This is a genomic window from Bradyrhizobium sp. SUTN9-2, assembly GCF_003122645.1.
Lineage (GTDB): Bacteria > Pseudomonadota > Alphaproteobacteria > Rhizobiales > Xanthobacteraceae > Bradyrhizobium > Bradyrhizobium yuanmingense.
This window is the reverse complement of sequence record NZ_LAXE01000001.1, coordinates 542,121-550,312: the sequence shown is the minus strand read 5'-3', so window position 1 is coordinate 550,312 and position 8,192 is coordinate 542,121. Positions and strand designations below refer to the sequence as shown.

The 8,192-nt window shown below is 66.4% G+C and carries 9 protein-coding genes and 1 pseudogene; 4 read left to right on the top strand and 6 right to left on the bottom strand.

The genetic code is table 11. The annotated features are described in order from the left end of the window. Positions 1 to 182 (bottom strand): annotated as a pseudogene (locus tag XF30_RS38835) (GyrI-like domain-containing protein); the annotation flags it as partial. A gap of 245 nt (positions 183 to 427) precedes the next feature. Here XF30_RS38835 and dapF point away from each other — a divergent pair. Together dapF and mtaB are read left to right on the top strand one after the other, a co-directional pair. Beyond that, positions 428 to 1,303: a diaminopimelate epimerase gene (gene dapF, locus XF30_RS02550; RefSeq protein WP_109141833.1), complete on the top strand. Its 876-nt coding sequence runs from the start codon at positions 428 to 430 to the stop codon at positions 1,301 to 1,303. Beyond that, positions 1,303 to 2,556: a tRNA (N(6)-L-threonylcarbamoyladenosine(37)-C(2))-methylthiotransferase MtaB gene (gene mtaB, locus XF30_RS02545; RefSeq protein ID WP_109141832.1), complete on the top strand. Its 1,254-nt coding sequence runs from the start codon at positions 1,303 to 1,305 to the stop codon at positions 2,554 to 2,556. Before dapF ends, mtaB begins: the two co-directional genes overlap by 1 nt. A 40-nt stretch (positions 2,557 to 2,596) precedes the next feature. Here mtaB and XF30_RS02540 read toward each other — a convergent pair whose 3' ends face one another. Further along, the gene (locus XF30_RS02540) at positions 2,597 to 3,706 is read right to left on the bottom strand and encodes a DUF2336 domain-containing protein (protein ID WP_109141831.1); all 1,110 of its coding nucleotides are present in this window, start codon (positions 3,704 to 3,706) and stop codon (positions 2,597 to 2,599) included. A 254-nt stretch (positions 3,707 to 3,960) separates the two neighbouring features. Further along, positions 3,961 to 4,662 (bottom strand): RluA family pseudouridine synthase, encoded by a 702-nt coding sequence (locus tag XF30_RS02535; protein WP_192893016.1) that lies wholly within the window; start codon positions 4,660 to 4,662, stop codon positions 3,961 to 3,963. A 57-nt stretch (positions 4,663 to 4,719) separates the two neighbouring features. On the opposite strand from XF30_RS02535, the gene ftsY reads away from it, so the two are divergent. Together ftsY and XF30_RS02525 are read left to right on the top strand one after the other, a co-directional pair. Then, on the top strand, positions 4,720 to 5,664 hold the full coding sequence (gene ftsY, locus XF30_RS02530; RefSeq protein WP_036008849.1) for a signal recognition particle-docking protein FtsY: 945 nt from the start codon (positions 4,720 to 4,722) through the stop codon (positions 5,662 to 5,664). A 122-nt stretch (positions 5,665 to 5,786) separates the two neighbouring features. Further along, positions 5,787 to 6,389, top strand: coding sequence for a septation protein A (locus XF30_RS02525; RefSeq protein WP_036008846.1), 603 nt, complete (start codon positions 5,787 to 5,789; stop codon positions 6,387 to 6,389). A 165-nt stretch (positions 6,390 to 6,554) separates the two neighbouring features. Here the strand turns inward: XF30_RS02525 and XF30_RS02520 are convergent, their stop codons facing one another. The 3 genes from XF30_RS02520 to XF30_RS02510 are packed head-to-tail and all read right to left on the bottom strand — an operon-like array spanning position 6,555 to position 8,118. Then, the gene (locus XF30_RS02520; protein WP_109141830.1) at positions 6,555 to 7,148 is read right to left on the bottom strand and encodes a DsbE family thiol:disulfide interchange protein; all 594 of its coding nucleotides are present in this window, start codon (positions 7,146 to 7,148) and stop codon (positions 6,555 to 6,557) included. Beyond that, positions 7,145 to 7,330 (bottom strand): heme exporter protein CcmD, encoded by a 186-nt coding sequence (gene ccmD / locus XF30_RS02515; protein ID WP_109141829.1) that lies wholly within the window; start codon positions 7,328 to 7,330, stop codon positions 7,145 to 7,147. The genes XF30_RS02520 and ccmD overlap by 4 nt, the downstream gene beginning before the upstream one ends. Next, complete coding sequence (locus tag XF30_RS02510) at positions 7,327 to 8,118, bottom strand: heme ABC transporter permease (protein ID WP_109141828.1); 792 nt, start codon at positions 8,116 to 8,118, stop codon at positions 7,327 to 7,329. Before XF30_RS02510 ends, ccmD begins: the two co-directional genes overlap by 4 nt. Between the last annotated feature and the right edge of the window lie 74 nt (positions 8,119 to 8,192).

Below are 8,192 nucleotides of genomic sequence, written 5' to 3'. Positions count from 1 at the left end.
GTGGCAGCGGGGGCGGGCGAGGCACTTGCAGCCGGGGCGGGCGAAGCCATCGGGGCCGGCGAGGGACTTGCCGATGCGGCCGGCGCCGGGCTCGCGGTCTGCGCCAGAGCGCCTGACAGCCCATGCGACAAGGCCGCAGCCGGGATCAGCGCGGCCAAAGCGAGGCGACGAAAAGTGTTCATTTTATTCTCCCCGAGGCCCGCTTCGTCGGGGCCTCAATTCATCAAGGCCTTACCCACCAAGGCCTTAACCCGTCCGCGCGTCCCGGTTCGCGCGAACCGCGCCGTTCTAACACGCGAGCGCCGAATTCGTCCCATGACAGATGCGTCATGGCAGGCACCTTGCCCGATGTCCCGACCCGGGTGGCATATCACTGGCCAAGCGGCCGAGGATCGCCATATAAGGCAGGCGAAATTCGGGAATTTTCATGAGCGCGCTGGCCAACCACGCATTTGCCAAGATGAACGGCATCGGCAACGAGATCGTCGTTGTCGACTTGCGCGATTCGGCGGCCAAGGTCACGCCGGACGATGCCCGCGCCGTCGCGTCCGCGAACGGCGGCGTGGCTTACGACCAGCTCATGGTGCTGCAGAGGCCGCGGCTCGACGGCACCGAGGCCTTCATCAGCATCTACAACAACGACGGCTCGGAGGCCGGTGCCTGCGGCAACGGCATGCGCTGCGTCGTGCGCCGCATCTTCGAGAAGACCGGGCAGACCACCGCGACCTTCGAGACGGCCGCCGGCCTGCTCAATGCCTGGCAGGGTCCGGCGCCCGACCTCTACACAGTGGATATGGGCGCGCCGAAGTTCGGCTGGCAGGACATTCCGCTGGCGGAAGAGTTTCGCGACACCCGCTACATCGAATTGCAGATCGGGCCGATCGACAATCCCATTCTGCATTCGCCCTCAGTGGTGAGCATGGGCAATCCGCACGCGGTGTTCTGGGTCGACGACGTCAACGCCTACGATCTCGGCCGCTTCGGTCCGCTCTTGGAAAACCATCCGATCTTTCCCGAGCGCGCCAACATCACGCTGGCCCATATCGTCGATCGCGAGCACATCACGATCCGCACCTGGGAGCGCGGTGCCGGCCTGACCAAGGCGTGCGGGTCGGCGGCCTGCGCCACGGCGGTCGCCGCCGCGCGGCTGAAGCGCGCCGAGCGCAAGGTCGAGATCACATTGCCCGGCGGCAAGCTCGGCATCGAATGGCGCGAGCGCGACGACCACGTGCTGATGACGGGCACCGCGACCTTCGAATATGAGGGCAGCTTCGATCCGGCGCTGTTCGCGCCGGTCGCCTGATGGCCGTCGACATCGTCACCTTCGGCTGCCGCCTCAACGCCTTCGAGGCCGAGGTGATCCGCAGCAAGGCGGAAGTCGCAGGGCTTTCCGACACCATAGTCATCAACAGCTGCGCCGTCACCAACGAGGCGGTGGCGCAGGCGCGCCAATCGATCCGCAAGCTGAAGCGCGAGCGCCCCGAGGCGCGCATCGTCGTCACCGGCTGCGCGGCGCAGACGCAGGCTGCGATGTTTGCGGGCATGGCCGAGGTCGATCGCGTCGTCGGCAATGACGACAAGATGCGCGGCGAAGCGTGGCGGGAGACGCGCCACGCTTTCGATCTTGGCGCCAGCGAGAAGATCGCCGTCGGCGACATCATGGCGGTGAAGGAGATGGCGCCGCACCTCGTCGATGGCTATGCGAGCGGCCTGCCGCGCGTCTTCGTGCAGGTGCAGAACGGCTGCGATCATCGCTGCACCTTCTGCATCATCCCGTTCGGCCGCGGCAATTCGCGCTCGGTGCCGATGGGCGCGGTGGTCGATCAGGTGCGCACCCTGGTCGAGCGCGGCCATGCCGAGATCGTGCTGACCGGCGTCGATCTCACGAGCTACGGTGCGGACCTGCCCGGCGCGCCCAAGCTCGGCCTGCTGACCAAGCAGATCCTGCGCCATGTGCCCGAGCTCAAGCGCCTGCGCATCTCCTCGATCGATTCGATCGAGGCCGATGACGACCTGCTCGATGCCATCGCCGACGATTCGCGCCTGATGCCGCACCTGCACCTGTCGCTGCAGTCGGGCGACGACATGATCCTGAAGCGCATGAAGCGGCGGCATTCGCGGCAGGATGCGATTGGCTTCTGCGAGCAGGTGCGCCGCCTGCGCCCCGATGTCGTCTTCGGCGCCGACATCATCGCGGGCTTCCCGACCGAGACCGAGGACATGTTCTCGCGCTCGCTGGGTCTCGTGGACCAATGCGGCCTGACCTTCCTGCACGTCTTCCCTTATTCGCCGCGGCCCGGCACGCCCGCCGCGCGGATGCCGCAGGTGGCGGGAGGCCTGATCAAGGAGCGTGCGCGACGGCTGCGTGCGGCCGGTGAAGCAGCGTTGCGGCAGCGCCTGCAAGCCGAGATCGGCGCAACGCGCGATGTGCTGATCGAGAGCGGGGGGCAGGGCCGCACGGAGCATTATCTGCCGGTGGCGATTGCGGGCGAGCGGGTTGGGAGTGTGGTGTCGCTGAAGATAGCCGGCAGCGATGGCGAGCGACTGAAGACGTAAGCAGCTGCTCTTTGCCCTTTCCCATAAGGGGAGAGGAAAACTACGACGCCCGCACCTGCCAGAACCGCAACGTCCGCTTGGCATTCTCCGCCGTCATCCTCGCAAAATGCCCCTGCGCCCGCGCGACGTCGGCCGGCTTCATCGCGCCGGTCGCGAAACGGCATTCGAGCACGGCCATGGCCGTTTCCCAGCCGAGCTGTGCGGCCCTGCACGGCACCAGCAGGCCGTCCTCGCGCAGACTCTGCATCAGCGGACGGATCACCTCGACCGTCGACCCTGATAATGCCGCCAGCGCCGCCACCGTCTCCTCATAGCGGCGTTGTCTGGCGAAGCCGAGCAGCGTCGCCTCGTTGAGCTGGCCGGTGGCCTTGAGGCCAGCGATGGCGCGCTTGGCACCTTCGAAATCGCGCACCGCCGACATTTCGCGTTCGGCGCCGATGGCGACGGCGGCGATCGCGCTCTGGATTTCCTCGAACAGATGCGGCGGGGCGCGCGACAACAGGCGGGTGCGCACGGCGTCGGTCGCCGAGCGCAGCAATTGGCGGCGCAGCTCCGAGGGCAAGTCGACGCGGACGCCGACACTGACTGCGAGCTCCGGGTCTCTTTCGGCCTGGCCGACGATGATGGCAAATCCCTTTGCGGACACGCGCGCGCCGGGATTGGCGGCGAGCCGCCGGCTGACGCTGGGATAACGGCGCGCCAGCAGCGCGTCGGTGACGATCTCCTTCAGCCACCAGCGGCCGGCGACCGCGAGCAGATGCGGCTCGCCCTTAGCTGATGCGATCTTCACCAGCTCGCCGTCGTCGAGGCGCGCGGATTCCTGCAGCACGGGGCCGGCGATGCGGATCTCGTCATTGTTGGCGAGGCGGCGGATCACCGACAGCGGCGCCTGCGCGATCGGCGCCAGCTGCGCGCTGATCTCGGCCAGCGCCACGCGCGCTGCCACATCGGCGATGGCGCGCAGCTCGATGGTGCCGATCAGGCGCTCGAGCACGTCGTCGAACAGCGCGATCTGCTCGTCGCCGAAATTGCCGGCGGAGGAGAGGAACAGCTCGGTGACGCGCCGGGCCGTCGCCAGGCCCTTTTCCGGCGAGCCGATCCGCAGTGCGGATTCGACCTCGTCGATGATCGATAGCCCGGAATTGGTCATCGCGCGCGGCTCGTCCTGAGCGGTTACGGAAGCTTGTTCTAAGCAACCGTTATCATTAGAGGCGAGCGCTGAAGGTTTCGTAAACCATGGCACGGTAGCCGAGCACAGCCGCTTCTCGACCGACCACCGCTCCTCATCCCGAGGAGCCCGCGAAGCGGGCGGCTCGAAGGATGGATACGACCGCGATGCGCCTGCGGGGCCTCTATGGTTCGAGACGGCGCTGACGCGCCTCCTCACCATGAGGGTCTAAGAGGCTACTCCCCCTTCCACCCGCAGGCCCGGAGCTTCTCGTGCATATGCGGCGGGGCCGGCGCCACCACGCGGACCGGCTCCTTGTTCCGGGAGATCGGCACCACGATCTCGCGCGAATGCAGGTGCAGGCGCGGCTCGCCGAAGCGCGGACCGTTGCCGTAAATGTTATCGCCGAAGATCGGCCAGCCGCTCGCGGCCGCATGCACCCGCAATTGATGGGTCCGGCCGGTCACCGGTTCCATGGCAAGCCAGGTGAAACCGTCGCCCCGGCCCATCACCTTCCAGTTCGTGATCGCCTTCTGCCCTTCCGGATCCGGCTTCTGCCACCAGCCGCGTTCGGCATTGAGCCGGCCGAGCGGCATGTCGATGGTGCCTTCGTCCTCGGCAGGGCCGCCTTCGACCACGGTCCAGTAGGTTTTGCCGATCTTGCCGTGCTTGAACAAAAGGCCCAGCGATGCCGTCGCCTTGCGGTGGCGGCCGAGCACGAGGCAGCCCGAGGTGTCCTTGTCCAGCCGGTGGGCCAGCACCGGCGGTCGCGGCAGGCCGAAACGCAGCGCGTCGAAGGAATCCTCCAGATTGGGGCCACCCTTGGGGCCGCGATGCACCGGCAGGCCGGCCGGCTTGTCGATGACCAGCATCAGGCCGTCGCGATGGAGCACGCGGCCTAAGATCTCATCGGCCGTCAATTGGGGAACATCGAGCAATCGCAGGACTTTCGGTCAAGGCTTTCGTTTACGGGCCGGAACGGCTAACACGCCACCATGAACGATACCACCTCCGAGACCCCCAAGCTGAGCTGGTGGCGCCGCCTGTCCAACGGGCTGAAGCGCACCTCGTCCTCGCTCGGGACCGCGGTCGCCGACCTCGTCACCAAGCGCAAGCTCGACCGCGCCATGCTCGACGACATCGAGGACGTGCTGCTGCGCGCCGACCTCGGCACGTCAGTCGCGGTGCGCATTGCCGATGCCGTCGGCACCGGCCGCTACGACAAGGCGATCTCGGCGGACGAGGTCAAGGACGTCGTCGCCACCGAGGTCGAGAAGGTGCTGTCGCCGGTGGCAAAGCCGCTCGTGATCGATGCGGCAAAAAAGCCGTTCGTCATTCTCGTGGTCGGCGTCAACGGTTCCGGCAAGACCACCACGATCGGCAAGCTGTCGCAGAAATTCGCCTCCGAAGGCCGCAAGGTGATGCTGGCCGCCGGCGACACGTTTCGCGCCGCCGCCATCGAGCAGCTCAAGGTCTGGGGCGAGCGGACGAAGACGCCCGTCATCGCGGGCGCGCAGGGCTCGGATTCCGCAAGCCTCGCCTTCAACGCGCTCACCGCGGCGAAGGAGCAGAATGTCGACGTGCTGCTGATCGACACCGCGGGCCGCTTGCAGAACAAGGCCGAGCTGATGAACGAGCTCGAGAAGGTCGTGCGCGTGATCCGCAAGGTGGATGACACTGCGCCGCATGCCGTGCTGCTGGTGCTGGATGCGACCGTCGGCCAGAATGCGCTGTCGCAGGTCGAGGCCTTCCATCGCACCGCCGGGGTCACCGGCCTCGTCATGACCAAGCTCGACGGCACCGCGCGCGGCGGCATCCTGGTGGCGCTCGCGGAGAAGTTCAAGCTGCCGGTGCACTTCATCGGCGTCGGCGAAGGCGTCGACGATCTCGCGCCCTTCACCGCGCGCGACTTCGCCCGCGCCATCGCCGGAATCGAATAGCGTCATCCTTCGGGACGCCGCTTGCGCGGCTCCTCAGGATGAGGTCGTGCCACACATGAGGTCCTCATCCTGAGGAGACCGCGAAGCGGTCGTCTCGAAGGATGGGAGATACGGAAGAGAGAATGGACAAGACCCAGCCGCATCCGCTGTTCAAGCTCGCGACCGAGCTCGGTCCGCTGCTCGTGTTCTTCTTCGTCAATGCGAAGTTCAATCTGTTCGCGGCGACCGGCGCCTTCATGGTGGCCATCGCGGTCGCGATGGCCGCCTCTTACATCGTGACGCGTCACATCCCGATCATGGCGATCGTCACGGGGGTGATCGTGCTGGTGTTCGGCACGCTGACCCTGGTGCTGCACGACGAGACCTTCATCAAGGTCAAGCCGACCATCATCTACGGCCTGTTCGCCGCGATCCTCGGCGGCGGCCTGTTGTTCGGCCGCTCCTTCATCGCCGTGATGTTCGACCAGGTGTTCAACCTGACGCCGCAGGGCTGGCGCATCCTCACCTTGCGCTGGGCGCTGTTCTTCGCCGGAATGGCGGTGCTGAACGAGATCGTCTGGCGCACCCAGAGCACGGATTTCTGGGTGAACTTCAAGGTGTTCGGCGTCACTCCGATCACGATGATCTTCGCCATCGCCCAGATGCCGCTGACCAAGCGCTATCATCTCGCGCCGGTCTCGCTGGAGAGAAGCGAGGCCGAGGCGGGGGATGTGAGCAAGGGATAGGCGAAGGACAGGCGAAGCGTCGCTCCACATACCGCTGTCATGCCCCGGCTTGACCGGGGCATCCAGTACGCCGCAGCTTCTCCGTATACGACTGGCGTCTCTGGAATACTGGATCGCCCGATCAAGTCGGGCGATGACAGTTGAGCGTGTGGTACGAGCGCGGCATCAGCTTCCTGCCTTCAGCGCCTTCTCCAGCTCCGGCATCAGCACGGCCTTGAGATTTTGCGGCGTGATCGGCCCGACCAGCTTGTAGACGATGGTGCCCTCGCGCCCGACGACGAAGGTCTCCGGCACGCCATAGACGCCCCATTCGATCGAGGCGCGGCCGTTGGCGTCGACGCCGACGTGGCCGAACGGGTTGCCGTAGCGGCCGAGGAAGCGCCGCGCATTGTCGGCGGCGTCCTTGTAGTTGATGCCGACCAGCTGGAAGCGCTTGTCTTTTGCCATTTCGGTCAAAAGCGGCGCTTCGTCATGGCAGGGCACGCACCAGGACGCCCAGACGTTGACGAGGCTGACCTTGCCCTTGAACGCAGCCGGATCGAGTCCCGGCACCTGCGTGCCATTCTCTTGCAATCCCTGGAGCGGCGGCAGCACGGTTTGCGGTGCGGGCCGGCCGATCAGCGCCGAGGGAATCCGCGAGGGATCGCCGCTGCCGAGCCGGAACCAGAACAAAAGCGCGAGGCCGATGAAGACGATCAGCGGCAGCATCACCAGGAAGGCGCGGCGCTGTGGCGGAGCGGAAGCAGGCTGATCGCTCATCGCAGCTCCGTCGCGCTGCGGCCCGACCGGCGGGTGATGCCGCGCTGCTCCAGCTCGCGCAGGCGCTGCGTCTGGCTGCGATAATCGAGCATGACCCAGCCGATCAGGATCGCGACCACGAGGGCGACAGCTGCGTAAGACGCCACGATGAAAGAGGCATAAGGACCGAGCGACATCGTCATGCAGCCCCAGCTTCTTTGGACGCGTTGTCTTCACGCGAACCGGCGGCCATGTCGCTCGAAAACGCGATCCGGCTGGCCTGCATCATCTGCAGCGAGCGGACACGGCGGCGCAAAATCTCGTTGCGCATCGCGGCCAGGTGCAGCGTGACGAACAGCAGCGTGAAGGCGACCGCCATCACCAGCAGCGGAATCAGGAACGACTTGTCCAGCGCCGAGCCGCCCATGCGCATCACCGAGGCGGGCTGGTGCAGCGTGTTCCACCAATCGACCGAGAACTTGATGATCGGCAGGTTGATCGCGCCGACCAGGGTCAGCACCGCGGCGGCGCGCGCCGCACGCGAGGGATCGTCGACGGCGCGCCACAGCGCCATCAGGCCGAGATACATCAGGAACAGGATCAGCACCGAGGTCAGCCGCGCGTCCCACTCCCAATAGGTGCCCCACATCGGCCGGCCCCAGAGCGAGCCCGTGAGCAGCGCGAGGAAGGTGAAGGCGGCGCCGATCGGAGCTGCGGCCTTGGCGGCGACGTCGGCGAGCGGATGCCGCCACACCAGCGTGCCCAACGATGCGATGCTCATCACGCCCCACACGAACATCGACAGCCAGGCATTGGGCACGTGGATGAACATGATCTTGACGGTCGCGCCCTGCTGATAGTCGTCGGGCGCGAGCGCAGCTTGATAGAGACCGATCGTGAGCAGGATGATTGTCGCGGCCGCCAGCCACGGCAACACCCGCGCTGTCAGCGCGAGGAACCGCGTGGGGTTGGCGAGGTCGATCAGCGTCATGGTATCCTGATAATCACCGGGGGCCGCTCAGGCAATCAGCACGAAAGCCCGTCGCGAAAGTTGATCCGGGTCAA